This window comes from Micromonospora sp. CNZ286 (genome assembly GCF_014207755.1).
Window position 1 is genome coordinate 4,217,078 of the sequence record NZ_JACHIZ010000001.1, and the last position, 24,069, is coordinate 4,241,146.

The 24,069-nt window shown below is 68.0% G+C and carries 23 protein-coding genes and 3 pseudogenes; 13 read left to right on the forward strand and 13 right to left on the reverse strand.

What is annotated here, in order from left to right:
* Nucleotides 1-3: 3 nt before the first annotated feature.
* The 3 genes from FHX31_RS18290 to FHX31_RS32750 all read right to left on the reverse strand — a co-directional run bounded on the left by FHX31_RS18290 (nt 4) and on the right by FHX31_RS32750 (nt 2,037).
* A complete protein-coding gene (locus tag FHX31_RS18290; RefSeq protein WP_184976863.1) occupies nt 4-327 on the reverse strand; it encodes a trypco2 family protein in 324 nt (107 codons plus the stop codon).
* 702 nt (nt 328-1,029) lie between these two features.
* Nucleotides 1,030-1,842 (reverse strand): hypothetical protein, encoded by an 813-nt coding sequence (locus FHX31_RS18295; protein ID WP_184976864.1) that lies wholly within the window; start codon nt 1,840-1,842, stop codon nt 1,030-1,032.
* Nucleotides 1,843-1,908: 66 nt separating this feature from the next.
* Complete coding sequence (locus FHX31_RS32750) at nt 1,909-2,037, reverse strand: hypothetical protein (RefSeq protein WP_486481692.1); 129 nt, start codon at nt 2,035-2,037, stop codon at nt 1,909-1,911.
* 323 nt (nt 2,038-2,360) lie between these two features.
* Between FHX31_RS32750 and FHX31_RS18300 the strand changes: the two genes are divergently transcribed.
* Together FHX31_RS18300 and FHX31_RS18305 are read left to right on the forward strand one after the other, a co-directional pair.
* A complete protein-coding gene (locus FHX31_RS18300) occupies nt 2,361-3,011 on the forward strand; it encodes a DUF6308 family protein (RefSeq protein ID WP_184976865.1) in 651 nt (216 codons plus the stop codon).
* A 203-nt stretch (nt 3,012-3,214) separates the two neighbouring features.
* Nucleotides 3,215-4,531, forward strand: a complete 1,317-nt coding sequence (locus tag FHX31_RS18305) for an ISL3 family transposase (RefSeq protein ID WP_184976866.1) — start codon at nt 3,215-3,217, stop codon at nt 4,529-4,531.
* Here FHX31_RS18305 and FHX31_RS18310 read toward each other — a convergent pair.
* The 4 genes and pseudogenes from FHX31_RS18310 to FHX31_RS18325 form a co-directional block, all read right to left on the reverse strand.
* A complete protein-coding gene (locus FHX31_RS18310) occupies nt 4,528-5,316 on the reverse strand; it encodes a restriction endonuclease subunit S (protein WP_184976867.1) in 789 nt (262 codons plus the stop codon). The genes FHX31_RS18305 and FHX31_RS18310 overlap by 4 nt on opposite strands.
* Nucleotides 5,313-5,633 (reverse strand): hypothetical protein, encoded by a 321-nt coding sequence (locus FHX31_RS18315; RefSeq protein ID WP_184976868.1) that lies wholly within the window; start codon nt 5,631-5,633, stop codon nt 5,313-5,315. Before FHX31_RS18315 ends, FHX31_RS18310 begins: the two co-directional genes overlap by 4 nt.
* A 5-nt stretch (nt 5,634-5,638) precedes the next feature.
* Nucleotides 5,639-6,610, reverse strand: a complete 972-nt coding sequence (locus tag FHX31_RS18320) for an IS481 family transposase (protein WP_184976869.1) — start codon at nt 6,608-6,610, stop codon at nt 5,639-5,641.
* A gap of 701 nt (nt 6,611-7,311) precedes the next feature.
* Nucleotides 7,312-8,842 (reverse strand): annotated as a pseudogene (locus tag FHX31_RS18325) (type I restriction-modification system subunit M); the annotation flags it as partial.
* A gap of 378 nt (nt 8,843-9,220) precedes the next feature.
* Between FHX31_RS18325 and FHX31_RS18330 the strand changes: the two are divergent.
* Nucleotides 9,221-9,460: pseudogene (locus FHX31_RS18330) on the forward strand (integrase core domain-containing protein); the annotation flags it as partial.
* Between the two features lie 54 nt (nt 9,461-9,514).
* Here FHX31_RS18330 and FHX31_RS18335 read toward each other — a convergent pair.
* Nucleotides 9,515-10,306 carry a hypothetical protein gene (locus tag FHX31_RS18335; RefSeq protein WP_184976871.1) on the reverse strand — a complete coding sequence of 264 codons (792 nt, stop codon included), beginning with the start codon at nt 10,304-10,306 and terminating at the stop codon, nt 9,515-9,517.
* Between the two features lie 244 nt (nt 10,307-10,550).
* A pseudogene (locus FHX31_RS32755) lies at nt 10,551-10,643 on the reverse strand (transposase); the annotation flags it as partial.
* A gap of 560 nt (nt 10,644-11,203) precedes the next feature.
* Between FHX31_RS32755 and FHX31_RS18345 the strand changes: the two are divergent.
* The 5 genes from FHX31_RS18345 (at nt 11,204) to FHX31_RS18365 (ending at nt 15,696) form a co-directional block, all read left to right on the forward strand.
* Nucleotides 11,204-12,052: an MvdC/MvdD family ATP grasp protein gene (locus FHX31_RS18345; RefSeq protein WP_184976872.1), complete on the forward strand. Its 849-nt coding sequence runs from the start codon at nt 11,204-11,206 to the stop codon at nt 12,050-12,052.
* Nucleotides 12,052-12,801, forward strand: coding sequence for a hypothetical protein (locus FHX31_RS18350; protein WP_184976873.1), 750 nt, complete (start codon nt 12,052-12,054; stop codon nt 12,799-12,801). Before FHX31_RS18345 ends, FHX31_RS18350 begins: the two co-directional genes overlap by 1 nt.
* 353 nt (nt 12,802-13,154) lie before the next feature.
* Nucleotides 13,155-14,375 (forward strand): hypothetical protein, encoded by a 1,221-nt coding sequence (locus FHX31_RS18355; RefSeq protein WP_184976874.1) that lies wholly within the window; start codon nt 13,155-13,157, stop codon nt 14,373-14,375.
* Nucleotides 14,376-14,815: 440 nt separating this feature from the next.
* Nucleotides 14,816-15,430, forward strand: a complete 615-nt coding sequence (locus FHX31_RS18360) for a superoxide dismutase (RefSeq protein WP_184976875.1) — start codon at nt 14,816-14,818, stop codon at nt 15,428-15,430.
* 5 nt (nt 15,431-15,435) lie between these two features.
* A complete protein-coding gene (locus FHX31_RS18365) occupies nt 15,436-15,696 on the forward strand; it encodes a superoxide dismutase (protein WP_184976876.1) in 261 nt (86 codons plus the stop codon).
* A gap of 63 nt (nt 15,697-15,759) precedes the next feature.
* On the opposite strand, the gene FHX31_RS18370 is transcribed toward FHX31_RS18365, so the two are convergent.
* From FHX31_RS18370 to FHX31_RS18380, 3 genes are read right to left on the reverse strand one after another with little or no spacing between them, the layout of a single operon-like run.
* Nucleotides 15,760-16,296 carry a NifU family protein gene (locus FHX31_RS18370; protein ID WP_184976877.1) on the reverse strand — a complete coding sequence of 179 codons (537 nt, stop codon included), beginning with the start codon at nt 16,294-16,296 and terminating at the stop codon, nt 15,760-15,762.
* Nucleotides 16,297-16,300: 4 nt separating this feature from the next.
* On the reverse strand, nt 16,301-18,253 hold the full coding sequence (gene feoB, locus FHX31_RS18375; protein ID WP_184976878.1) for a ferrous iron transporter B: 1,953 nt from the start codon (nt 18,251-18,253) through the stop codon (nt 16,301-16,303).
* The gene (locus FHX31_RS18380; protein WP_402882180.1) at nt 18,250-18,543 is read right to left on the reverse strand and encodes a FeoA family protein; all 294 of its coding nucleotides are present in this window, start codon (nt 18,541-18,543) and stop codon (nt 18,250-18,252) included. Before FHX31_RS18380 ends, feoB begins: the two co-directional genes overlap by 4 nt.
* Nucleotides 18,544-18,670: 127 nt before the next feature.
* Here FHX31_RS18380 and FHX31_RS18385 point away from each other — a divergent pair, with 127 nt between their 5' ends.
* The 5 genes from FHX31_RS18385 to FHX31_RS18405 all read left to right on the forward strand — a co-directional run bounded on the left by FHX31_RS18385 (nt 18,671) and on the right by FHX31_RS18405 (nt 22,874).
* Nucleotides 18,671-19,348, forward strand: a complete 678-nt coding sequence (locus tag FHX31_RS18385; RefSeq protein WP_184976879.1) for a response regulator transcription factor — start codon at nt 18,671-18,673, stop codon at nt 19,346-19,348.
* A 2-nt stretch (nt 19,349-19,350) separates the two neighbouring features.
* On the forward strand, nt 19,351-20,736 hold the full coding sequence (locus FHX31_RS18390; RefSeq protein WP_184976880.1) for a sensor histidine kinase: 1,386 nt from the start codon (nt 19,351-19,353) through the stop codon (nt 20,734-20,736).
* Between the two features lie 102 nt (nt 20,737-20,838).
* Nucleotides 20,839-21,381, forward strand: a complete 543-nt coding sequence (locus FHX31_RS18395; RefSeq protein WP_184976881.1) for a phosphatase PAP2 family protein — start codon at nt 20,839-20,841, stop codon at nt 21,379-21,381.
* A gap of 33 nt (nt 21,382-21,414) precedes the next feature.
* Entirely contained in the window at nt 21,415-22,101 is a 687-nt protein-coding gene (locus tag FHX31_RS18400; protein WP_184976882.1) for a DedA family protein, read from the forward strand.
* 26 nt (nt 22,102-22,127) lie between these two features.
* Nucleotides 22,128-22,874, forward strand: a complete 747-nt coding sequence (locus FHX31_RS18405; RefSeq protein ID WP_184976883.1) for an ABC transporter permease — start codon at nt 22,128-22,130, stop codon at nt 22,872-22,874.
* Here the strand turns inward: FHX31_RS18405 and FHX31_RS18410 are convergent.
* Nucleotides 22,867-23,769 (reverse strand): COG4705 family protein, encoded by a 903-nt coding sequence (locus FHX31_RS18410; protein ID WP_402882285.1) that lies wholly within the window; start codon nt 23,767-23,769, stop codon nt 22,867-22,869. The two genes, FHX31_RS18405 and FHX31_RS18410, sit on opposite strands and share 8 nt — an antisense overlap.
* Between the last annotated feature and the right edge of the window lie 300 nt (nt 23,770-24,069).

A 24,069-nucleotide genomic window follows, 5' to 3' on the forward strand; every position in this document is an offset into this window, starting at 1 on the left:
CATCTACCCTTCGAGCTCGTCGCTCGCACTGGCGACCTTGACCGGTAGCCCCGACCGATCGACCGGGCCACCGAACACCACGGTCACCGTTTGCTCATTGCTGCGCTGGCGGCTGCCACCACCTCCCAGCTCCAGCTGCACGACCGGAACTTTGAACCCGGCCTTGCCGTCAGCCGAGCGGGTCGCCGTCACGGTCAACTCCACCGTCATCGACTCCACCGGAAGCTGGATGTCGCCACCGGCACCCGCGGCGCGAGCCTTGAGCAGATCATCACGCAACGCCGCGATTGCTTCCGCCAGCCCGATACCGTCCGACGAGTCTGCCATCCGACCATCCTCCAGCCACTACGAGTGGCAACGACCTTAGCGCCCAGCAACGCAACGGCGCATCGGCCTGACGGACGTGCAGCGCGCGAAGTGCCTCGAACGGACGCGCACGGCTTTCCGGCCCCCGCCGGTTATCGACGCCCAACGATTCTGTACGCCGGCGGTGCGCAGTCGTCGTCCATGGTCATACAGATAGACCTTGAAAGGACGGGTCCGATTACGGCGGCTTGGGGTTGATTGTTCATGCCGGGTCCGGGTGTTGGCGGTACTGCCCGGCCCCTATGGGCAGACCCTGCTAGCCTCCCCGGCAGCAACCGGGCGACGTCGATTCTCAACTCACGGAACCCATACCGACGCCACCACGACGGCCCCCAGCGCCGTGCGTCGATGCGGTATGGGGTGGCGCTGGTGCCGTTGAGTGCTGTTCACGTTGAGAACGAGGAGACTTGAACCCACAACAACCCCTTATCGAGTCCCCTCAGGACTTGTCATTGCTTGCCAAAACCCCTTGTAACGGAAAGTAGCCGAATTGGGCTTGTCATTACTTGCCTGAGGTGGTCGTTGAGCTGCAAGGACGTCACTGAGGCCTCACCGGCTCTTGTCACTCTTCGCCAACATTTGGCTTGGGTTTTCGGGGGGTTAACGGGGGGCCAGGTTGAACGTCCGCCACGTCTGACCTTCTATCCATCGGTCCTGCCAGCGTTATAGATCGTGTACCGGCCGGACCTGCGGCAGCCCGTCCTCGGTCAGCACGATCATCACCGGGACCTCACGCGGTGGCGGTCTCTCGGTGACCTCGCGCAACGTGCGGTGCGCGGCACCTTCGCAGGACGGCTGCAGCGGGTCCGGACACCCGACGAGGGCAGACGTGAGCCGCTGGACCCCGTCGGCGTCGACTGGCCACGACCAGTCCATGTCCCACGGCTCCTCGTCGCCGTCCGCGCGGAGATACGGGTCAGCCCAGGCGGTCCCGGCGGCCACGATCCGTCGGTGCGGGGTGCTGGCGTAGACCCAGATGCGGTCCCCGGCCCGGATCTGATGGAAGCAGGAGGAGAGGTGCCAGTCGTCGTATGCGCCGTCGGCTGGCAGGTTCCCAAACATCTCTGGCACGTCTTGGTCGTAGCCCCACATTTCGGTCCGGTCGTTTACCAGACAGATCCACTCGGCGTCCGGGCGCGCGCGGCCGAGCACCTCGTCGACAAGCCGGTGGCTGTGCCCGGCGCCTTGCACGGTTCCCGCGGTGAGGAGGGCGGAGGTCAGGTGCCGGACTGCGGCGGCGAAGCGCTCGTCGGCGAGCGCCGTAACCAACTGGTCGTACGGACCGCACACCCGAGCCTGGTCCGGTCCCGCGTCCCGGTAGTCCGACCGCTCCTCGGTGAGGCCCGGAAACTCCCGGGACAGGGCTCGGGCGGTCGGCCAGTGTCGGCGGAGCACGGATCGCCGGACGACGACGAACCCCTCGGTTACGTCCTGGGTTTCCGGATCGAGCGGTTGGTGCAGAGCGAAGGTCTCCATCGTTCGCATGCACACCGCGGACAGCCGACGCGGGCTGCTCTTGGTGTTCGGCAGGCAGGAAAGGGTTCAGTACTCCCGCTCCGTGCCGGCCGGGTTGGGCACCGCGACGTCCAGGTACGCCCGGTTCGCCTCGACCACGGCGGAGTAGTACCCGCTCTCGCTCAGCCGCTCGAACTGGTTCTTGCCGTTGGCCACCATATGCTTCGCCGACTCCTCGTCCGGGCCTTGAGGCCGACGACCCGAGCGCCCCCAAGTGGGCGATGAAGGAATGGTGATGCTGGCAAATACGCTGACGAGCACGCTGCCCACCGGAGAAGGCCGGGGGCCAGAACGGGAGCAACAGCCGATGTGGGACGGCCCGCCCGGGTGGCTGTCGTCACCCAAGCGCTTTTCTCGGTGGCCGCCGGGAGGTTGGCACGGCTTATTGGACGGAATCAGGCTGGGACCTGATGGAGACTCCGCCGAGTAATCAGGAAGCAGGCGCCACAGTGGTCCCAATCGAGGTCGCCGGTCGACCGGTGAACGACCCGCTTGGCGTCTTCGTCGGCTACTGCAAGCGACATGCCCGCACGGTCCGCGCCTACGACTGGCTGGCCGGCACGCACCCCGTGCTGACGCCGAAGCTCATCAAGGTAACTCGCGCACCGTACATGGGCAGCAGAATGAGTCGCGAGCAGGAACGCCACCTGCTCCGGTTGAGCGAGACCGCGCCCTGGGACGACGTCCCGCTCGACGCCCACCTCCGCGACGCCGACCCGATGCTCGACGACGGCCACTACGACCGTGCGCTCCGGCTGTACCAGCACTTCTTCCAGGATCGTCCGCGAGGGCTCGGGCACGCGAAGGTGAGCAAGGCCTTACACCTGGTGCGGCCTGGCCTGTTCCTCATCCTCGACAGCGCACTCCTGCGGCGGTACCGGCGGGCCGCCGAGATCGCGGCACGTGAACTGCAGCAGGCAGGCAGCCGGCACGCACCACCGCGGCGGGCCTACTGGGCGGCATACCGCACCGATCTGCTGCGCGCTGCCGAGGGCCTCGCGTTGTTGCGGGGCGCCGCACACGACCACGACGATCCACTGGTCGCCGAGGCGGCAGATCGCCTGTCGGACGTACGCCTGCTGGACATCCTCGCCTGGATGCCGGACCGAAGGGCTTCAACGGCCTCGTGACCGTCAACCCTGCGACGCCAGCACCAATAGGGTAGTCGTAGGGCGTCAGGACCGGGCCTCAGACCGATACGGTCGGCGATATGACGGCTCTTCGAACTTGAGCGGGGTTCGCGGGTGAGTCGACCCGAGCGTGAAGGGCTCGCAGCCCGTCAGTGATCATCTGAGTGTCTAGTTCGGATGGTCACAAGTGAAGAGCTGCGAGCATGGTCAACGATACGACCCGGCTGCTGGGCCTGGACGGCCTGGTCACTGAGCGGGTCGAGGTGGACGTCACCGGCGTCCCGGTGGTGGACCTGTCCACCGGCTGTGAGCAGGCACGATGCTGCCCGCAATGCGGGCAGCGGGCGCTGAAGGTGAAGCAGTGGACCACAACCCGGCCACGGGACCTGCCAGTCGGAGGCCGGACGGTACGGCTGCGCTGGCGCAAACGTCGCTGGTACTGCCCGACGCCAGGCTGTCCGCGTAAGTCGTTCACCGAGCAGGTCGCGCAGGTCCCGGCCCGTGCCCGGCTGACCAGCCGGCTGCGGCAGGCAGCCGGGGCGGCGGTCGCCGACGCGGGTCGCACGATCGTGCAGGCCGCCCGGGACCACGGCATCTCCTGGCCGGTCGTCGCTGCCGCGTTCACCGCCCACGCGAGCGCGGTGTTGCCAGCCGAGCCGGAGCCGGTCGCGGTGCTGGGCATCGACGAGGTGCGCCGCGGCAAGCCGCACTGGATCTGGGATGAGCAGGCCGGTTCGTGGACCGTGACGGCGGACCGCTGGCACGTCGGCTTCTGCGATCTGTCCGGTGGTCAGGGCCTGCTGGCGCAGGTCGAAGGCCGTACCACAGCGGCGGTGACCGGCTGGCTGACCGCCCGCCCTCAGGCCTGGCGTGAGCAGGTGAAGGCGGTGGCGATCGACATGTGCACCGTGTTCAAGTCCGCGATCCGGCAGGTGTTACCGCACGCGGTGCTGGTAGTCGACCACTTCCACATCGTGCAACTGGCCAACCGGGCGGTCACCGAGGTCCGTCGCCGCATGACCCTGACCCAGCGGGGGCGCCGCGGTCGCGGCAGCGACCCGGAATGGCGGATGCGTAACCGGCTGACCCGCTCGGCCGCCCGCATGCCCGGCAAGCACGTCGACCGCCTCGTCGACACCCTCGATGCCCTCCCGGCGGCGATCGGTGCTCCGATCCTGGCCGCGTGGAACGCGAAAGAAGACCTGCTCGACCTGCTCGCGGTCGCCCGCACCCAGCCGAACAGGGAACACGTCCACCGGCTGCTGCACCGCTTCTACGCCCGCTGCTCCGCCTCTGACCTGCCCGAACTCCACCGGCTCGCCACCACGATCGAGACCTGGTGGCCACAAATCCTGGCATTCCTGACGACCGGCATCACCAACGCCGGCTCGGAAGGAACCAACCGGGTTATCAAGACCATCGCCCGCGACGCCTACGGCTTCCGGAACCCCGAAAACCAACGCCTACGCACCCGCACCGCCACCACCCGACGCCACCGCGGACACCTCAACCCCGCTTAAATTCGAAGAGCCCTCAAACTCACGAGGCCCTTGACACCTTCGGCGGTCATGACTGGCGTTCGCATCACGTCCATGAAGTTGACGATCGGCGTTCCGTGGCCGAAGTACTGGCTGGCCTTGTTCAGGCCGTTCTTGAACTCCAGAAGCTGCGAAACAGGCAGCTCGGTCCAAGGCTCGCTGTAGCCCGGCAGACGGGTACGACCCGTGAGGAGATCTTGCATCATGCCTTGCTTGATGGAGCGCCGCTTCGTGATCTGGCGATGGAGCGAGTCAATGAGGTCGTCTGCATCAGCGAGCGCTCCAGCAATCCGGCGCTGCTCGTCCAAGCTTGTTGGAATTCGAAGCGGAATCGACCGAAGCTGGCTCGAATTCAACGACGGCAGCGCAGTGGTGGCCACAAGGCTGGACAGCCTGAAGCCAGTGAGAAGGTAGTGGGCGAAGCGTCCGTCCATCCGCGCAGGATTGACGACATAGGCAGCCATATTGTTGTCTATGCAACTGTCTTGCGTGAGGATTCGCTTCCGCTCAAGGAAGACCGCGGCCCCCACTTTGGCGAAGATGATGGCGCCAGCAGGTATTCGTGTCGCCCCAAGCTGCTTGCGCAAGCTCTCGGAAATGTAGTTGTTAGCGCGGCGCATGAAGATCTCGTTGCCCGCGAGGTTCATGTCAGAGACTTTGAAGAATGGCAACTCGCCCGACTTAGCGCCTTGGAACCGCGTCGGGAACCCGCTACCACCCTTAAAGTAGCCCACGTCTCCGGCAGGTCGATTGACCGCGACGGTCATCCGCGGACTCCCATCTCGGCCAGGTGCTCCCTCACCTTCGCGGTGAGCTCTTCCACCTTGGCGTCAAGGTCGCCAGCGGTGAGCTCGTACCGCTCAGCCAAAGTTCGAAGCCGAGTGACAAGCGCTTGGCCCAGTGTCGTGACCTCTGCCTCGATTCGAGCACCTACCGCCCCGCCCCACTTGTCGTCGATGACAAGCGCCTGGACGTCCTCCGTGGTGAGCTTGGCGTACTGACCCAGAGCCAACTCGTCGAGTTTCATAGTCGCCTCCTTGACCGCCTTCTTCGCAGCGGCCTCAGCGTCGTACAGCTTGACCACGTGCTCTAGGTGTAATGCCCAGCAGCGTTGTTGACGCGGCTGATGGGTGGTTTGCCGCCGAGCGAGGTGTGGTTGCGGTGGTGGTTGTAGGTGTGCAGCCAGGCGGGTAGAGCGTCAGCGCGTTGCTGGTTGTTGGTGAAGGGTTGGGCGTAGGCCCATTCGTCGCACAGGGTGCGGTTGAAGCGTTCGGCTTTGCCGTTGGTCTGTGGTCGGTAGCGGCGGGTGAAGCGGGCGGTGGCACCGAGGTCGGTCAGGGTCTGGTGCCAGGCTCGGCCGCGGCGGTAGGCCAATGCGTTGTCGGTCATGACGCGTTCGACGCGGGTGATTCCGTGGGTGGCGAAGTGCTCGGCGGCGCGGCGGAGGAAGCCGGCACAGGTGTCGGTCTTCTCGTCGGGGTGGATCTCGGCGTAGGCGAGACGGGTGTGGTCGTCGATGGCGCAGTGCACGTAGTCGAAGCCGACACGGCCGGCGGTGCGGGCACGGCGGTGTTCCAGGCTGTCGCGGCCCAAGATGCGCCAGCCGCCGCCGTCGCGAACCCGGCCGAGTTTCTTGACGTCGACGTGGATCAGCTCGCCGGGCCGGTCGCGCTCGTAGCGGCGGATGAGCTGACCGGTGGGCCGGTCGAGCCAGGCCAGGCGGTGTAGACCGTGCCGCGTCAGAACGGCGTGCACCGTCGAGGCCGGCATCCCGAGCAACGGTCCGAGCCGGCGAGCCCCGAGTTTGCGTTCCTGGCGCAGTTGGCAGACCCGCGCCTCCAACTGGGCGGGCGTCTTGTGTGGCTGGTGGTGAGCCCGGCTGGATCGATCCCGCAGACCAGCGTCGCCCTCGGCCCGCCACCGCTGCAGCCACTTGTAGCCGGTGGCCCGAGAACAGCCCAGTTCCTTCACGACGTGGGCCACCGGCCGACCCTGGTCAACGACACGCGTGATGAGCAGCCGCCGGCCGTGGATGGTCAGCCGGGCATTACGGTGGGCCATGGAGACCTCCGGTTCCGTGTGGGCGTCAGCACCTCACACCTCGCCGGAGGTCTCGCCTCGTCTCAAGCCGCCACGCCGTCAACAACCCTCATGGGCATTACATCTAGGGCCTGAAGCTCATCGGGGGCAGCACCCTCGCGCTTGGCGATGCGGAGGCGAGCGGTGGCCTGCGCCTTGGTGATCTTGTCGTCCTCGACGGCTTCCCAGAGCAGACCCTCCTCGACGGCGTGCTCGTCGGTGTAATCCTCGAGCGCCTGCGAGGCAGTCTCCTGCTCGACGATGAGGGCCTCGAGCTCCGTCTTCTTCTCGGGGAAGAAGCGAGCGACGACGTACTCGGGCGGGATAAGGTCCATGACCCAGCGCTTGGCGGTCGCACGGGCACCGGTAACGATGTGCGCGTCCTCGTACTTGCTCTTGTTGTTCTTGTCCTTCCAGGTCCGAGCCAGTCGAGGCTTCGCAGAGCCGTCCCAGCCCTCGCTCACGATGAGCGCGACATCGTCGTGCATCGACGCGTTCCAGTAGCTCATCAGCTGTTCGTACACGCCGTACTCATCAATCAGCGGGCGCGGGCGGAACGCCTCCAACAGCGCCTCAGAGACGTCGTGAATCAACTCGGTAGCGCTAGTCGATTGGGTGATGTCGACGAGCAACTTGCGCTTGTCGGCCCACCAGTCCTCGACGGTCTCCGTCGTGCCCCTCGCGAACGCCTGGTACTCGGATGAATCGGCAACCTTGCCCTGGACATCGGCCTTGTCGACCGTCAGCTGCGAGTAGCCGTCACGGAGCGGCTTGAAGAGCTCGGCCCGCAGGCTCGGGAAGGCGTCCCAGTACGGCTTGAGCAGGTCGAGGTCGCGGTTCGGGATGCCGCCCTGGAGGTGGGCATGCAGGTCCTGGACGTCCTCGGGTCCGGAGCTGTCGATGTAGCGCGGAATGTTGAGGTTGTAGTCGTTCCTGGGATCGCGGATCTCGCTCAGCGGCACCATGCGCGAGTAGCCGTCGATCTCCTTTTGATTCACGAAGGCGTCGACGATCTTGTGCATGTCGCGCGGCCGCAGACGGTTCTTCGGACCGTCTTTCTCGAAGCCCTTGCTGGCGTCGATCATGAAGATGCCGGTCCGCGCTTGGGCGTCCTTCTTGTCGAGCACGATGAGGCAGGCCGGGATGCCGGTGCCGTAGAAGAGGTTTGCGGGGAGGCCGATGATCGCCTTGAGGTACCCGCGCTTGATCAGCTCGGTGCGGATTGTGGCCTCCGCGTTGCCCCGGAAGAGCACACCGTGAGGCAGAACGACCACGCCCTTGCCGGTCGATTTGAGGGACTTGACCATGTGGAGCAAAAACGCGTAGTCGCCGTTCTTGTCCGGCGGCCAGGCATAGCCGTCGAAGCGGCCGTACTCCTTTTCAAAGCCGTTTTTCCAGGTCTTCACCGAGAACGGCGGATTGGCGACCAGGTAGTCGAAGGTCATGAGGTTGTCACCCTCACGGAACTTCGGGTTCGAGAGCGTATTGCCCTGCACGATCTCGTGGGTCTCGTTGCCGTGCAGGATCATGTTCATGCGGGCGAGCGCCCAGGTGGCGTTATCGTTCTCCTGGCCATAGATGGTCAGGCCGTTCGGGGCAGCATCTGCCACCTTGATCAGCAGAGAACCCGACCCGCAGGTCGGGGTCGTAGACGGTGGTCGACTTGGGTGTGCCCGCCGGGATCTGCAGAAGCTGAGCCATGACTCGCGAGACCTCAGCAGGCGTGTAGAACTGCCCCTTGCTCTTACCCGACTGCGTGGCGAAGTGACGCATCAGGTACTCGTAGGCGTCGCCAAGCAGATCGTCCCCCTCGGCCTTGGAGCCGGTGAAGTCCATGTCCTGGAAGATGCCGATGAGATTGGAAACCTTGTCCTGGAGGTCTTTGCCAGAGCCAAGCTTGGTGGGGTCGTCGAAGTCGGCGTTGTTGATCACGCCCTGGAGGTCGTTGGCCTCGGCGAGCCTGCGGATGGCGACGTTGACCTTGTCGCCCACGTCAGACTTGCCCTTGAGCGTGATCAGGTAGTCGAAGGAGCCGTCCTTGGGCACCTCGATGAGCGCATAGGGGTCGGCTTTGGCCTTGTCCGACACGTACTTCACGAACAGCAGCGTCAGGACATAGTCCTTGTACTGGCTGGCGTCCATGCTGCCGCGCAGCTCGTCAGCGCTACTCCACAGTGAGTAGTAGAGATCGGACTTCCTGAGAGCCACTACCACCCCACCCCCCTCTTATCAGCACCGACGCGGTGCAGCTGCCTTGGCCGCGACCCGCCCATGCCGGCCGTCCGATCTGTCCCACTTCGTCACTTCCCCGGCAGAGCGCGCGGGGACTGTCATGGAAGTTACTCTAGGAGCAGCCACCGACAGGAACCCCAGGGGCCACGCCGACCGGCCCGACGCGATGACGCGCAAACGGCTTGCGAGGGAGGGTCCGGCGGCCGGGTCCTGCAGCAGCCAACCGCAGAAGTTGTCATCCGCCGTTCGGCAATCGGATTAATTAACGGCGCAATCAACGGCCGATGTGAGCGCAGCGAATCGCGGTGCATGCCTCGAAGAGGCCCTCGCGATGGGAGGATAAGCGCAACGGAATCCGCTTGTCGCTCGGCCGGCGCGGGCAGTTGGGACAACGCTGTCGCCGAGTCGTTCTTTGCCACGATCAAGACCGAAGTGATCCACCGCCAGCCGCGGCCGACCCGCGCTGCCGCCCGGCAAGCGATATTCGAGTACGTGGAAGGCTGGTACAACACCCGCCGGCGGCACTCCAGCCTCGGCTACCTCAGCCCCCCGCCTACGAAGCCAGCGCCGTCGTCGACCCACTGCCGGCCAGCAAGGTAGCGCGAGATCAACACATCGGCCCTGTCCGTCGAAACGGGTCAAGCCCAGCTCAGGTCACCGCAGGTCAGCGGGCCCGGCGGGCAACGACTGCGTCGCGCGATCGTCGCGCTCACCGGCACGTGGCTGCGGCACCGTCGCCTGGATCGCGGCGGCCGCGAGCGCAACCACGGCCCGGCGGCGCAGCCGCAGCCGCAGCCGCCACCATCGCTGCGGTGTCTCGACGGCTGGAGACAGGTGAGCTTTCACCGCGGTCAACAGCACGTCCATCGCCTCGTACAGCTCGGCGTCGGCCTGGTCCCGAGCGGCCTTGGCCTTCCCCGGCCGCCACAGGTTGACCTGCCCGTACGCCTGGCCGGACTCGGCCGCGACCTGCCCGAGCTTCAACGCCGCCTCGCGGACCTCGCCGTCGGCCAGCACCGCCGCCCGGCCGGCGACCGCGAGCACCCGCTGCAGCGGCGCCTGCAGACCCATCGCGGCGGCCAACTCCCGCTGGTTAGCCCCAATCGCCACCTGGGCCGCCCCAAGCGCATGACCGCTGGTGGTCTTCGCCGCCATGTACTCGAGGAACGCACTGCCCAGCGTCATCAGCTTCGGCTGCCACGAGTTGTGCGCCGGCACGTACACCCGCAGCGCCAAGTGCAGGGCGCCTACCGCCTCGAACAGCTCCTGGCCCAGCTCCTCGATCTTCTTGTTCGTGCTCGCGACCTTGTCGCGGGCACGCTCGCGGGCGCGCTGACGCTCACCGAACCGGTAGGTCAGCCACGTCGCGCCCAGGGCGCACCCGCCGGTGACGATCTGGGGCAGCACATCGACGACACCGGACAGCAGGGTGGAGATCGCACTCATGGACAGCAGGATGGGCCACGGCTGCACCTACCCCAACGCGCCACACCCGACTGGCCGACCTCCCGGCGTCATAGCAGCTCTACCGCGCCAAAGCCGTCGATCGTCTCCTGGTCGAGTGGATGACATGCCCACAGGCTAGACGGCTGTCCGTGTCAACGACGGCTGAAAAGGATCGTGCGGACGAGGGTGGCGCGCGGACGTGGGTGCCTTCGCAAGCAGGTTGCGTAGTAGTGGGCGTGGCCTGGCAGCGTTGCGACAAGGCTCCGCGTAGAGCGGCGCCGATCGCGGCCACAAGGCCGGCGTGGGCGTCGGAGATGACCAGGTGGGCGCCGGTCAGCCGCAGGTGGTGGTCAGGGATCGCAGGAACGCCAGCCAAGTGGCGCCGTCCTCATCGGAGCGAGGTCCGGGCCCGACACTTCGCGTTGGCCGTCCGCGCTGACGCCGACGGCGATCAGGGCGTGGATACAATCCACTGCCCACCGCACTCCGCGGCTCCATGATCGGTTCCGCCGCCACCAGCGTCCTGGTTCTCAAAGCGATACTGAGGAGGGACCTGATGCCCGATAGCATGTGCCGTTCAGGCGACTGATGCTCGCGGTTGGGTGCGGCGTACGGAGGGACTCGTCTACAGATGGATTTGTATCGTTTGCTGGCACAGCAGCAGCATGAAGCCGAACAACCGACCAATGGCGTGCGACCCAACGCTCCGAGACCTCGGCCGAGTCCCGGTCCCATGACGAGCCTCACCGCAACAGCCGAAACCACCGACGAAGGACGCTCCGGACCGTTGTTGGGCTCCATCGCGCCGTGACTCCGCCCACGCCGGTAATCCTCGTCGGAGAGCGAGGAGACCCTCACGTCGAAGCCGTCGCTGAATTACTTCCCGCGCGAGGCACGGTGGTCATCGACGCCACAACGCTGAGCGACGGACTGAGAAGTCTCGATCCAGTCCGTACGGTGCTGGTCGACGTGGTCGGCAGCACGGTCGACGTCAGCTCCGGCAGGCACGCTCGTGGCTGGCTTCGCCGACTCGCGCCTGCGGGGTGGGACCATGGCACTGTTCTCGGTGGGCACGACGCCGCCGTTTTGTCCTCGCGACTGGTTCTGCTTGCTGCCCTGCTGCGTGACCCTTCACTGACCCTGGTGACGCCGGTTGATGAGCTGTTCGCCGCGGAGAACAAGCTGGTGCAGTATCGCGCCGCCTGTGAGACTGGCATCCGTTATCCGACCACCCTGATCAGTGGCAACGTAGTTGACCTTGCTGAACGACTCGGGGAGCCGTTTGTCCTCAAGCCGCTAGGCCCCGGCAATTTCGAGGACCACCTACGCCAGAACGTCGTCTACGTGCGCCCCGTTTTTGCCGCCGACGTCGCCGGAGCCGGTCTGCTCGATGCCCCATTCCTTGCTCAGCGGCTGATCCGCGCGAAGGCCCACCTACGGGTGGTGACCGTCCACGATCAGGCGTGGGTGACCGAACTCGACGGCACCGAACTACCAGTCGACTGGCGTGAGCATCGGCCCGCCCACCGCGCCTTCAAGGTATCCAACGGCTGGACGGAGGTGGAGAACGCCGCCGTGCAGTTGGCCGCTCACCTGGGCGTCGGCTTCAGTAGTCAGGACTGGGTCGTCGACAATGACGGCCCCGCATTCCTCGACCTGAACCCCGGCGGTCAGTGGCTGTTCCTGCCGGACTCCGTGACGACGTCTGTCGCACGTGCCCTCGCCGACTGGCTAGCAGGACGCTAGTGCATGCCATCAAGGGCCGGTTCGCTGAAGCACGCGTATACGGCTGGTATGTGCTGGCGCTGCTTCGACCGGGCGTAGAAGTGCCTACATTCGGTGAACCAGGGGCGTTCACCGCAGATGTCAAACGTTTCACTCCTGACGACCTCAAGATCATCGTCGAAGAAGGCCGCCGCCAGATTGATCGCCAACTGGCAGACCTCGAGAAGAACCGGGCACGTGCCGCCACGCTGCTCACCATCGGTCTTGCTGAACTCGCGGTACTGGCGGCCAGCGCCAACCGCATCTTTCCTCTCGGTGTTCCCGCGCGGGCCGTCTGGGCCGTTAGCGCTCTTCTAGTGGTGCTCACAATCGGCGGCGCCGCGTCTCTGCTCACCTCCCGAGCGGACTTCGGACGCTTGGAAACGCGACAGCTTGCGGTAGGGCCGATGCCAGTCTTGCGTGAGGCGGCCCTCGGCTACGCGCACGCGGTGGGGCCCGGCGAGGAAACCGTCCGTACCCGCATTACGGTACTTCGTGACGGCGTGTTGCTCGCCGTGATTGCGGCGTTGTTGTATGCGGTAATCTGGCCGTTCGTCGCAACAGCGAAAACACAACCTGATCCGGCCCCTAGCCCTTCGTTCTCCGGAGCAAACACATGTCCCGTGACCTGTACACGATCCTCGCCAGATCGGCCGAGCCCGACGACGACCGCAACCCGCAACCGCGCCCCGACAAGCGCAACCCCCACACCGTCCTCACTCATGCGGTAGAGACGATCGACAACGACCGGGCAAGTTACCTCCTGGGCAACATCACCATTTAGCTTGATCTTGAAACTGGGATCGGTGGCACCAGGCGTACGGGAATGGGATCCGTCGGCGGTGCCGCTGAGGTGTTCGGCGGCGTCGACCTTGCCCAGCTCGACACCCCGTCGAGTCAACGATGACGGCGATCTTCCGAAGCCTCTGGCCGGATCTTTCGCTTCACCGCTTCCGGCAGGCCCGGGCGCGGTCACGGCGTTTCCCGCTCCGGCGGAGGTACGGCGACCGGACCGTCGTCATGCCCACGCGAGGCGGTGTAAACGCCTTGCCCCAGGGGCGGAGCCACATGATCTCATGGTCGGATGTCCGTGAAACCACCGCTTGAACTCGGCCCGCAGCACCCTATGTTTGCCATCGCCGCGATCAAGCACATTCCCGCTACCGGTCAGGTGGAAATCACACGAACCGACGGGCGGACCGTACGAGGAAACATCGGGACGACTACGGGACACGATGCCATTCGTGAATCCGTCTTCGTTCCTCGCACGTCATCCTTGAAGATCGAATTGACCAGCGGGACCAACCTCACGATGGAGATCGGCACGCTGCTGACCTCGGTGAACCGGCCGGTGGTCTACCTCGATCAGAACCACTGGATCGACCTCGCCCGGTACTGCACCGGGTCCTCGCAGATCTCCGAGGACCGGGCACGGGTCTGCCGCCGGATCACCGAACTCGTCGAGGCCGGAAAGATCATCCTGCCGGTGTCCGGCGCCCACCTGGTCGAAATCGCCAAGAAGGCCGACCGGCAGCGCCGGGACGTCGCCCAGGTGATGGTGAAGCACTCCCAGGGGTGGCAGATGATCAGCCCCTTGCGGGTACGAGCCCACGAGCTCCATCACCTCTTCGGCTCCGAGCCTGCCGCTCTCGGCAAGTCCCAGGTTTTCACCCTCGATCCCCACGCCCTATGGGCCGACGACAAGAACCGCCAGCGGCCCGCAGACCGCCCGGCCGGCACGCTGCCCGCCGAGATCCAGGGGCTGATCGACCGGATCACCTGGGCCGAGGCGTTGCTGGAGACCTTCGTTGACCCGGAGTCGACGATCTCGGACATCGGCACGGAGATGGCGGAGAAATGGGCGAACTCCTTCCAGGAACTCGCGATCCACGTGCGGAACACCCCTCAAGCCCGGCCGCACCTGCGCGACGTGACCAGAGTGCGGGCGCTGAGCGACTTCATCCAGGACGTCGCCCGGGCAGCTCTCGTTGCCGGCTGGAGCACGGAGGAGTTCCAGCAGTGGTGGACCCTCCGCGCCGAGACCGAGATCGCGGCCATTCCCATGCTCGGGCGATTCCGGGAACTGGTGCACCTACGGCTCTCCAACGCCGACGACAAGTGGCACCGCAACGATCTCAACGACACCCTCTTCCTATGCACGGCCAGCGCCTACGCCGACGTCGTCGTCGGCGAGAAGAAGATGATTAGCTACCTGATGAGAGCGCAGGGAAAGGTGCCGGACGGTGCCCGGCTGTTCCGCCGGATTGAGGATGCGCTACCCGCCATCGAGACGGCAGCAGCCTGAGCCGCACCCAGCGGAGACGGGCATCGCACGGTGCTACCGCTCGGCGCGCGCCCGCGCCCTCGTAGCTCAGGGGGTAGAGCGTCGGTTTCCTAAACCGATGCTCCGTGTGTAGCCGCAGGCCGATGACCTACGGCTCTTCTCTTTTCAGGTGTCCTGCGCCGGTCGCACGTGCGCGCCGCTGTGATCGCCTGCGGAAGCTCAGCGGAGTGCATAAGTGCTGTTCAGCTCTACTTTTTCATCGACCGCTTTTTCGGTCTCTTTCGACGTGCTGCGCCCGACTCGGCGTCTGGTCGTCCCAGCCTGGCCCAGGCTTATTGCCAATTTTTGGCAACTACGTAATGCTGGCGGGAGTGGGCGGGTGCTCCGGCAACGCGATGATCTGAACGACCGCCGGGGTGCCCGCCCAGCTCACGTGACGACGATGGTGCGAGGAGTTGCTGGTGGCCGTCTACTCTCTGCCCGACATGCCGTACGACTACGGTGCGCTGGAGCCGGCGATGTCCGGTGAGATCCTGGAGCTGCACCACAGCAAGCACCACGCCGCGTATGTCAGGGGCAGTAACGACGCTCTGGAGCAGCTGGCCGAGGCCCGCGACAAGGGCGACTTCACGGCGTTGGTCGGGTTGGAGAAGACGTTCGCGTTCAACCTGTCCGGGCACGTGCTGCACTCGATCTTCTGGAACAACCTGTCCCCGGACGGCGGCGACCGCCCCGACGGGGAGCTGGCCGCGGCGATCGACGAGCACTTCGGCTCGTTCGACAGCTTCACCGGGCAGCTCTCGGCGGCGACCAAGAGCGTGCAGGGCTCCGGCTGGGGCGTCCTGGCGTGGGAGCCGCTGGGGCAGCGGTTGATCGTGGAGCAGGTGTACGACCACCACGGCAACGTCGGGCAGGGCTCGACGCCGCTGCTGGTGTTCGACGCGTGGGAGCACGCCTACTACCTGCAGTACCGCAACGTGCGCCCGGACTACGTCGACCGGCTGTGGAACCTCGTGGACTGGGCCGACGTGACCGCCCGCTTCGACGCCGCCCGCGCCGCCGCGCCGAAGCTCTGACCGGCGTGACCGGCCCGCATCCGGCCGCCGCCGACCTTGTGCAGCGCGCCGCCGGGGTCATCGCCGCCCGCCACCGCGGTGACCTCGCCGGCGCGGAGGCGCTGCTCGCGTCGTTCGACTCGGAGCAGACCCGCACACTCGGTTTCTATCTGCTCGCCGACCTCGTCCTCGGGCTCGTCCGCGCCCAGACCGGTCAGTCCCTGGACGACCTGGTCCGGGAACTCACCCTGCTCGTGGCGGCCACACCGCCGCCCCCGCCCGGCTGATGGCGCGCAGCGACGCCGCTGATCGCGTTCGTCCGTCGCGCAACACCGGAAACCCGGTCTGTGTCAGCCTTGGGCCGGGTCAGCGGTGACGCCGCGCAACTGCGGGTGGTGCTTGCGAAGCTGGTCCTCCAGCCCTTGGCGGAGGGTGGTGCGGGCGGCGGGGCAGCCGTGGCAGGCGCCGGCGAGTGCGACGGTGACGGTTCCGTTGCGAACGTCGACGAGCTCGATGTGGCCGCCGTGGGAGCGGGCGAGGTCGCCGACGGATCCGTCGAGCAGCTGCTGGGCGGCGTCGCGCAGCGGGGCGTCGTCCGGTTCGTCGCAGGAGTCCGCCCTTGTCCAGCCGGACGGGTCGGCGAGGGCGGCGTGAAGGGCCGTACGGACCCTGGCGCCGTCGTGTGACCACTGTCGCCCGGGATGCAGCGTGGTGAGGATCGCGGCGGGTTCGACGCGCACCTGGGCGAGGGTGCCGTCGTCGCGCAGGGCGGCGAGCGGGGCGGGCAGGGTGGCAGCGACGCCGGTGAAGGGCAGCACGCCGGCGGGAGTGATCCAGCGCAGTTGCTCGGGGTGGCCCGCGATGGGCTGAGGGTGGATAGGAATCATCAGGTCACCCGGTGAGCAGCGCGGTGATCGTCTTGGCCGTGTAGGCCATGATCCAGGCCAGCGCGGTCAGGTAGGCGAATGCGATCAGGGGCCACTTCCAGCCGCCGGTCTCCCGCCGGATGATGCCGACGGTGGCCATGCACTGCAACGCGAAGGCGAAGTAGACGAGCAGCGCCGCGATTGTCGGTGCGGTGAACAGCGGCTGCCCGGCGTGCGGTCCGTCGGTGTAGGTCATCGCCTGGAGCGCCTTGGACGGTTCGTCGGGGTTCTCCGCGGCGGCCACCTGGCCGAGGGTGGCGACGAACGTCTCCCGTGCCGATTGCGCCGACAGCACGCCGATGTTGATCCGCCAGTCGAAGCCGAGCGGGTCGAAGACCGGCGCGACGAGGTGGCCCAGGGCGGCGGCGTAGCTGTGGTCGGCAACGTAGGCCGAGACCGCGGTCTGATTGCCCGGGTCGACGCCGTGGGCGCGCAGGTCGGCGGTCGAGTGCAGGGGCAGGTTCAGCAGCAGCCAGAGGCTGACGGTGGTGACCGCGATGATGGTGGTGCACTTGCGCAGGAACGATCTGGCCGAGTCGCCGACCGCGATCAGCACCGAGCGGGCCGAGGGGATCCGGTACGGGGGCATCTCCATGTAGAACGGCAGCAGCGGGCCGCTGCGCTCGCCGAGTTTCTTGAACACCCAGGCGGCGGTCATCGCGGAGACCGCGCCGAGCAGGTACATGCCGAACATGACCAGGCCCTGCGCCCCGAACGGCCCCCACCGGGCGGTCGGGTCGACGAGCAGCCCGATCAGCAGCACGTACACCGGCAGCCGAGCCGAGCAGGTCATCAGCGGCGCCGCCATCATGGTGGCCAGGCGGTCCTTTGCCGACGGCAGGGTGCGGGTGGCCATGATGCCCGGGATCGCGCAGGCGAAGGACGACAGCAGGGCCACGAACGCGCGGCCTTCCAGGCCGGCGCGGGCCATCACCCGGTCCATCAGGAACGCGGCGCGCGACATGTAGCCGACGCCCTCGAGCAGGGAGATCAGCAGGAACAGCAGCATGATCTGGGGTACGAAGACGAGCACCGCGCCGATGCCGCCGATGATCGCGTCGCCGAGCAGTCCGGCCAGCCACGGGTTGCCGACGTGGGTGGTGACCAGCCCGGACAGCCATCCGAAGAACGTCTCCACGTAGCCCTGCAGGGGCGCGGCGAGGGTGAACACGGTCTGGAAGAAGGCCACCATGACGGCGAGGAACACGATGGTGCCCCACAGCGGGTGCAGCAGGACCGCGTCGATGCGCTGGGTGATGCGGTGGCGTTCCGGGGCCCGGTAACGGGCGAAGCTCAACACCGACTCCGCCCACGCGTCCGCTTCCGCCGGGTCGTCCGGTGGCGGCAGGGCCGGTGTCGACCACGTCGACCACCGCTCGATCTGGTCACGTAGCTGGTCGATGCCCTGCCCACGGTTGCCGAGCACCCGCACCACGGGCACGCCCAGTGCCTGCTGCAACGCCGACAGGTCCAGCTGGCCCTGCCGTACGGTCATCTCGTCGGTGAAGGTCACCACCAGGCAGGTGGGCAGGCCGTGGCGCAGCACCTGCGCGACGAACCGCAAGGATCGGCGCAGCGTGGTGGCGTCCACCACGACGAGCAGTGCGTCCGGCGGTGTCTCACCGTCGAGGCGGCCGTCGAGCACGTCGACCATGATCTGCTCGTCCGGGCTGATCGGGTCGAGGCTGTAGGTGCCGGGCAGATCCTCGATCAGGTACCGCCGGTCACCGGCCTGAAGGGTGCCGACGAAGCGGGACACCGTCACACCCGGGTAGTTGCCCGTCTTGGCGTGCAGACCGGTCAGCGCGTTGAAGATGCTCGTCTTTCCGGCGTTCGGGCTGCCCGCCAGGGCCAGCCGGGGCAATGCCGTGTCAACGGCGCCACCCCCGACGGCGGTGTGGCAGCCCGGGTCCGTCACCGTACGTCCCGGATCAGTACGTGTGCGGCCTGCGCGCGGCGCAGGCACAGGTCGTAGTCCTTGACCCGGTACACCACCGGGTCCCGCAGCGGGGCGCGACGGACGACCTGCACCGGCGTCCCGGCGGTGAACCCGAGGTCCGCGAGCCGGCGGGCCGTCGCAGGGGGTGCTCCGTCGGCCAGCCCCACGATTGTGGCGCGGCTGCCCGGCGGCAGGTCTGCCAGCCGACCCGGGTCGACGGCATACACCGCGGGTCCGGTTCGTGCGACAGCAGGACGTCTCAGCAGCACCAGCTCACCATAAGGTAAGGCTCGGCTCACCTGCGAGGGCGTGTGACGAATTCCGGCGGCGGTGACCCGTGCGCCTTCGGAGACGTACCGTGCGTGCGGGTGTCGACGTTCGGAAGAGGGTGGGCGGGTGCGGGTGCTGGTCGTCGAGGACGAGACCGCCCTGGCGCAGGTGCTGCGCGCCGGCCTGACCGACGAGGGTTTCGCCGTGGATGTGCACCACACGGGGACTGACGGGCTGTGGGCGGCCACCGAGAACCCGTACGACGTGATCGTGCTGGACATCATGCTGCCCGGTCTCAACGGGTACGAGGTGTGCCGGCGGCTGCGGTCACGGGGCGTGTGGACGCCGGTGTTGATGTTGACCGCCAAGGACGGCGAGTACGACCAGGCGGATGCGTTCGACCTCGGGGCCGACGACTACCTGGTCAAGCCGTTCTCGTTCGTGGTGCTGGTGGCCCGGCTGCGGGCTCTGGTGCGCCGGGGCGCGCCCGCCCGCCCGGTCGTGCTGACCGCCGGGGACCTGAGCGTGGATCCGGCCCGGCGGCAGGTCAGCCGGGCCGGCCAGGCCGTCCGGGTCACCGCCCGGGAGTTCGCGCTGCTGGAGTTCCTGATGCGCCACCGCGGTGACGTGGTGTCCAAACGGCAGATCATCGACAACGTCTGGGACGCCCACTTCGACGGCGACCCCAACATCGTCGAGGTGTACGTCGGCTACCTCCGCCGCAAGATCGACCAACCGTTCGGGCGCCGGGCCATCCAGACCGAGCGGGGCATGGGCTACCGCCTGGCCGCCGATGGCGGCTGAGCATGGCCATCGGGTGGATCCGCCGGCACCTGGGAGTACGGCTGCGTTCGGCGCTGGCCGCCGCCGCGGTCGTGGGGGCGGCCTTCGCCGTCGGCGCGGCGGCGTTCGTCCTCATCGCCCGCGCGGATCTCGCCGGCAACGTGGATGCCGCCGCGCGGCAACGGGCGGTCGAGGTGGTCGCGGCGGTGGCCGCCGGCGACCGGGACGCGCTCGCCCAGACGCTGAAGCCCAGCCCGGGAGAACAGACGCTGGTGCAGGTCCTCGACCCGTCCGGGCGGGTCGAGGCGGCCTCGGCCGCGCTCGGCGACGCCGCGCCGCTGTCCCCGCTACGGCCCCGGCCCGGTCAGCTGCTGCGCGAGCAGCGGCTGCTGCCGTTCGCCGACGAGGACCCCTTCCGGATTGCCGCCGAAGGGGTGGCCACCGGCTCCGGCACCCGCACGGTGCTGGTCGCGCAGTCGCTGCGGCCGGTCAACGAGAGCACCGAGGGGGTCGCGGCGATCCTGGCCGCCGGGCTGGCGCCCATGCTGCTGGTGGTCGGCGCGGCGGTGTTCTGGTTCGTCGGGCGTTCGCTGCGCCCGGTCGAGGCGATCCGCCGACGGGTCGCCGGCATCACCGCCCGTGACCTGCACGCCCGGGTGCCGGTGCCGGCCGCCCGAGACGAGGTTGCGGCGCTCGCCGAGACGATGAACCTGATGCTCGAGCGCCTGGAGACCGCCGCGGCGAGCCAGCGCCGGTTTGTCGCCGACGCCAGCCACGAACTGCGCAGCCCCCTGGCCACCCTGCGCGCTGGCCTCGACCGCCTGGCGCTGGCACCCGTACCGCAGGGGCACGGCGAGCTGGTCGAGTTGCTGCGCCGCGAGACCAGCCGGCTCGGTGATCTCGTCGCGGACCTGCTGCTGCTCGCGCGTATCGACGAGCGGGGCGCCACCGGGCGCCGCGACGACGTCGACCTCGACGATCTCGCCTACACCGAGCGGGAGCGGCTCGCCGGGCAGCACCCGGATCTCATCGTCCGGGTCGACCTCACCCCGGTGCGGGTGACCGGGGACGCCCATGACCTGGGCCGGGCGTTGCGGAATTTGGCCGACAACGCCGCCCGGCACGCCCGCACCCAGGTGACCCTGCGCGTGTCGGTATGCAACGGGTGGGGGTGCGTCGAGGTTACCGACGACGGGCCCGGTGTCCCCGACGCCGACCGGGAGCGCATCTTCGACCGGTTCGTCCGTCTCGACGACAGCCGCACCCGCCCGGAGGGCGGCACCGGCCTGGGCCTCGCCATCACCCGCGAGGTCGTGGCGGCGCACGGCGGCCAGGTGCAGGTGCTGCCCGGTCCGGGCATGACCGTCCGGATCCGGCTGCCCCACCACGTCGCTTCCGAAGATCACTGAACCCCCGACTTCGGCGATTTCAGGCTCCTCTCAGGTGGCTGGCGGCACCCTTGGCCTGATGGGCGCCTGTATGAACCGGAACCCGTCAGCCACGGGGGAGCGATGAACTATCACCTGTTCCAGATCATCAACGCCGTAGCCGGCCGCAGCGATCCCGTCGACGACGTCTTCGAATGGTCGGCGAGGTGGCTGATCTACGTCCTTGCTGCCACGGCGGCCGTACCCGTCCTGGCCCATCTGCGGCACCGGCGCGCCGCCCTGGTGCGCGTCGTCGTCTCCCTCGGGCTGGCCTTCGCCGTCGGGCAGGCCATCGCCGCGCTCAGCACCGAGGTACGGCCGTTCCAGACCCACCCCGTGCACCAGTTGATCCCGCACGCCGCCGGAGCGTCGCTGCCCAGCGACCACGCCACCGCGGCGTTCGCGGTGGCTTTCGCCGTCGGGGCGTTTCTGTCCCGCCGGTGGGGGGTAGCGCTGAGCGTGCTCGCCACCATCATCGGTTTTGCCCGTGTCTGGACCGGAGTGCACTACCCCGGCGACATCCTCGCCGGTGCGCTCGTCGCCGCCGGGGCGGTCACCGCCGTCGACCTCGGTGGACGCGCATGCGACCGCCTGTTCAGCCGCCGCCACTCCGACCCCACCGCCTGAGATCCCCCGCCCCTCGCTCCGGAGGTCCCCGCCATGTCCACGCCTCAAGCGCTGCTCGCCGCGGGCCCCAGCTTCATCGACCCGGAATGGCTGATCTCCACCTTCGGGCTGATCGGGATCCTCGCGATCATCTTCGCCGAATCCGGCGTGCTGATCGGGTTGTTCCTGCCCGGCGACTCGCTGCTGTTCACCGCCGGGCTCCTCGTCGCCGACGGCCGCTACCTGCACCAGCCGCTCTGGCTCGTCTGCCTCCTCGTGGCCGTCGCCGCCATCGCCGGTGACCAGGTCGGCTACCTGTTCGGCAAGCGGGTGGGCCCGAGCCTGTTCCGTCGGCCCAACTCCCGGCTGTTCAAGCAGGAGAACGTTCACCGGGCCAACGCCTTCTTCGCCCGCTACGGCGCCCGCTCGATCGTGCTGGCCCGCTTCGTGCCGATCGTGCGGACCTTCACCCCCGTGGTCGCCGGGGTCAGCCGCATGCACTACCGCACCTTCGTCACCTACAACGTCCTCGGCGCCCTGCTGTGGGGAACGGGCGTCACCGTGCTCGGCTACTTCCTCGGGCAGATCAGCTTCGTCAAGTCGAACATCGAGTTCATTCTGATCGCCATCGTGCTGGTCTCCGTCGTGCCGATCGGCATCCAGTTCCTGCGCGCCCGCCGCCGCTCGGCAACCCCGGTCACCGAGGCGACGGTGTCCGGAAACGCCTCCCGTAGGGACTGAACGACCGCTGAGGCGACACCGACCGGATGACCTCGACGATGCTGGTACTCGGGCCGAGACTCGCCGTCGCGCTGGTGCTGCTGACCGCCGCCGCGGCCGCCATCGCCACCGTCGGACGGCTCGGGCACGGCAGACAGATCGCCGTCGCCGCCGCCCGCGCCGCGCTGCAACTGGCCGCCGTGTCCCTGGTGATCACCGCGATCGTCGGCTCGCTGTGGGCCACCGCCGCGTTCGTCCTGCTCATGTGCGCTGTCGCCGCCAGCACCTCCGGCCGGCGGATCACCGGCGGCCCGTACGGCTGGTGGGCGGGCGTCCCGATCGCCACCGCCAACCTGACCGTCGTCACCGCGCTGCTCCTGGCCGGGCTGGTGCCCCTGCGCGGCATCGCGATCATTCCGATCGCCGGCATCCTGACCGGCGGCGCGATGACCGCGACCAGCCTCGCCGGGCGGCGCTTCAACGACGATCTGCACGCCCGGCGCGGCGAGGTCGAAGCGGCGCTCGCGCTGGGCCTGCTTCCCCGCGAGGCCCGGCTGCTCGTCTGCCGTCCCGCCGCCAGCCAGGCACTGGTCCCCGCCCTGGACCAGACCCGCACCGTCGGTCTGGTCACCCTCCCCGGCGCCTTCGTCGGCGTTCTGCTCGGCGGCGCCAGCCCGCTGACCGCGGGCATAACCCAACTGTTCGTCCTCGTCGGCCTGCTCGCTGTCGAAGCCGCCGCCACAGTTCTCACCATTGAGGTGATGGCCCGGGGGCGGCTCCGCCCGGTCAGCTGACGCCGTCGTACTGATTCAGGGTGGCCAGCAGGGTGTCCACCGCGGAGGCGCAGTCGCCCCGCACCGGGCTCGACGCACGCAGGGCCGTCAGGACCGCATCGATCTGGTCGTCGAGTTGGTGCCACCTGGCCGAATCACGGGGTTTCAGCCCCGCCTCGGCGTCGTCCCAGGCGACCTCGAGATCCTTTACCCGGGCTTTTCCGCCCGCCAGGTCGTTCTGCGCGACCTTCTCCTTGACGTCGGTGACGATCACCGCGAACTTGCTCAGGTTGCCCAGCTTCGTGGTGGGACGAGCCTGCTGCGGGAGGGCCGCGGGGGCGCCGTGCTCGGCTCCGGCCTGTGCGGTCGTCATGGGCGCAGGCTCGGCGGTGGGCGTCGTGTCCGCAGCCGGGCGCAGTCCCCACCCGGCCATCGCGACAGCTACGACGGCCCACAGGTAGTCCTGCCGGTAGCCGCCCAGCGGCCCCGCGCCCTTGACTGCCACCCCGTGCCGAGTGGCCAGGACCTGTTCACGGGTGACCAGGACCACGATCGTGCCGAAGAACAGCAGGCTGGTCACGCTCGCGCCCAGCCCCAGACCGCCGAAGTCCTTGTCCTGCGTCAGCAGGTCACCGAGCGAGGCGCCGAGCGGGCGGGTGAGCACGTAGGCGATCCAGAACGTCAGCACCTGCCCGGCGCCCAGCCGGTAGGCCACCCACGTCGCCGCGATCAGGCCCCCGAAGATCAGCACCCCGTTGCGGAAGCCCAGGTTGAGTTCCTCGGTGGCTAGGTCACCGGCGGCGGTGCCGAGCGCGAATGTGGTGAGGATCGCGCCCCAGTAGAACGCCTCGCGGCGCGGGGTGTCGATGGAGGTGATCGCGAGCGTGCGGGCCTGGTAGTGGTTAAGGGCCTCCACGGGCGTCCAGCCGTTGAGTTTGGCGAGCCGACGCAGAGCCCGCCCGACGAGCAGCGGGCGCCGCCGACGCGGGCGCGGCCGAGGTACGTGTCGCGGTTACAGTTTCGGCAGTGGATCTCGATGCCGATGAGAGTCTGGGTCGGGTGGCGTCGTCGTAGGTCCACTGCTCGTGGCAGATCGGGTGCCGACCGCCGGGCACATGCAGCCCGAAGGGCTCGCCGGCTTGGTCAAGCGCCCGGCGGCGCAGTCGCTGCCACTCCGACCGTGGCAGCACGTCTCGCAGGTTGCGGCCCCCCAGCG